Source organism: Streptomyces sp. CO7 (assembly GCF_053474865.1).
In genome coordinates this window covers 1-2,524 of record NZ_JBRIOU010000208.1, presented here as the reverse complement: position 1 = coordinate 2,524, position 2,524 = coordinate 1, and the positions used below count along the sequence as shown (strand labels likewise).

Annotated in this window: 1 protein-coding gene; it reads right to left on the bottom strand. The window is 68.5% G+C overall.

Translation table 11 applies throughout. The features are described 5' to 3' along the window. Positions 1-3: 3 nt before the first annotated feature. Positions 4-2,524, bottom strand: a 2,521-nt coding sequence (locus ACOV8S_RS32720; protein ID WP_448322268.1) for an alpha-amylase family glycosyl hydrolase, incomplete at its 5' end; no start/stop codon positions are given.

Below are 2,524 nucleotides of genomic sequence, written 5' to 3'. Positions count from 1 at the left end.
GGTCTACTTCAGGTAGGGCCCCGGCGCTCCGATCCGGCCGGGGCCGTCGAGCACGTACACCCGCAGGTTGCCCTTGCCCGGGGCGCCGACGGAGAGCTTCCCGTCGGTGACGACCCGGGTGTCGCCGGTCACGGCGTCCCGGTACGTGCCGTTGGGGATGCCGCTGAAGGAGGCGGCGTGGGTGACGGTGACCAGGGCGAAGCTGTCGGTCCCGCCGGCGGTGTAGCGGCGCTTGTAGGCGATCTCGCCGCTGATGCCCTCGGTGGAGTACTGGCCGGTCTGGAGGGCGGGGATCGCACGCCGGATCTCGTTGAGCCGCTGCAGGTGCTTGACCAGCGGCTGTTCCAGCGTGGTGGCGACCGCGCCGGAGGCGGAGTCGACCTTTCCGAACTGCGAGGCCTTCACCTCGCCCTGGAGGTGGTCGCCGTAGTAGGCGCGCCCCGTGGTCGCCAGCGGGCAGGTGGGCCCGCAGTCGATCTTCTTGCCCTTCTGGAACTCGATCTCCGATCCGTAGTAGAGGGTGGGGATGCCGCGGAAGGTCCACATCAGGGACATGTTCTCGGCCCAGGCGTCGGTGCCGCCGGTGTAGCGCTCGCCGCTCTTGTTCGGGCCGTAGTCGTGGCTGTCGACGTAGACGACGTTGTAGGTGGCGTCGTTGACCGAGTCGTCGGAGTCCTTGCCGTTGTGGAAGGCGTTGGTCGCGTCGCCGAAGTTCATGTGCATGCGCATGTCGATGATGTTCATGCCGGAGAACCTGCTGTGGTCGGGCGCGTGGTAGGCGTTGCCCGCGAGGAAGGCGTTGGCGGACGTCGGCTGGGCGGCCACGCCGGCGGTGTTCTCGTACGCGTACATCTCGAGGGCGGCCTTGGCGTCGTCCGTGTCGTACTCCTTGCGCTCCTTCCAGGTGAAGAACTGCGCGGAGTGGTTGACCGAGCCACGGTTCCACTTGTCGTTCACGAAGGCGCCGACCTCGCCGAAGACGAAGAAGTTCTTCGCGGCCTCGGCGCCGTGCCGCTGGGTGACCCGTTCCTGGATCGCGGGCAGGAAGCGCCGGTTCCAGGTGGTGCGCGGGACGTGCACGGCGGTGTCGACACGGAAGCCGTCGACGCCCATGTCGATGTACTTGTCGTAGGCGCCGATCAGGTAGTTCTGCACCGTGGGGCTCTCGGTGTTGAAGTCCGCCAGATCCTCGTGGAGCCAGCAGGAGCGGGAGTCCTCGCCCTCCCAGTTGCCCAGCCAGCAGTTGTGGTACAGGGACTTCGGCCAGGTGCCCGAAGTGGGGCTGGGCCACTGGCAGTTGTAGATGCGGTAGCCCTCGGGCGAGGTGGACGAGGTGGCCTTGCCCCAGTTGAGGCAGGTGTTGCCGGTGGGCTGCTCGGTCGACCACAGGTCGCCGTTCCAGTACGACTTGCCGGACTTGGGCTCGACCGTCAGGCCGTCGTACTCGAAGGAGGCGTTGGGCTCGTCGTAGTACCAGCTCCACTGGGCGTCCCGCACCCCGTAGTGCTTGGGCGTGAACAGCCCCTTGGCGCCCCAGCGGGAGGAGTGGTTGTAGACGACGTCCTGGTAGATCTTCATGCCCTTGGCGTGGGCGGCGTTGATGAGGTCCTGGTAGGAGGCGCCCGCGGACTCCAGGCGGCGGTCGACCCGGTAGAAGTCGTAGCCGTGGTAGCCGTGGTAGTCGTAGTCGGACCGGTTGAGGACCACCGGGGTGATCCAGACCGCCGACATGCCGAGGCCCTTGATGTAGTCGAGCTTGTTGATCAGACCCTTGAAGTCGCCGCGGAACATGGGGTCGTCGTTGGCGGCGTTGCCGGAGCGCACGTGCTGGCTGCCGCCGCGGTTGTTGGAGCTGTCGCCGTCGTTGAAGCGGGCGGTGAGGACGAAATAGATCGGGTCCTTGCGCGGGTCGGTGCCCAGCGGCTTGCCCGGCGCGGCGGCGGGCGGCCGGTCGCCGGTGGTGGCGGTGGCCGCGGCCGACGCGGCGGAGAGGTTGCCGGCCGCGTCCGCGGCGCGGACGGTGAAGGTGTAGGCGGTCCTCTCCTCCAGGTCCCCCACCGACAGCACGGTCGAGCTCACGTCGGTGACCACCGCGCCCTTGGTGCCCCCGGTGCGGGTGACCTGGTACCGGGCGACCTGCCGGTCGTCGGTGGAGGGCTCCCAGGTCAGTACGACGGACACGCCGTCGGCCTTGGCCGTCACCTTCGTGGGGACGGTCGGCGCCTTGGTGTCCGGCACCTCGGCGGCGCAGGGGTCGGCGGCGTTCTTCACCACGACCCGGTCCTTCACGGTGCTCACGCCGCCCGGGAGCGTGTAGTCGCTGCCGTTGTTGTTGTCCCAGACGCCGTTGCCGTTGTTGAACACGGCCTGCATCGACGTGCCGGTGCCGAGGTCGACGGTCCTGCGCACCCAGCCCGTGCAGGCGGCCTCCATGCCGATGCCGGGCACCGCCGTCCAGGATCCCCCGGCCGGCTTGTAGTGCAGGTTCGTGGTGGTCCAGCCGACAGCGGCGGTCGAGTAGTAC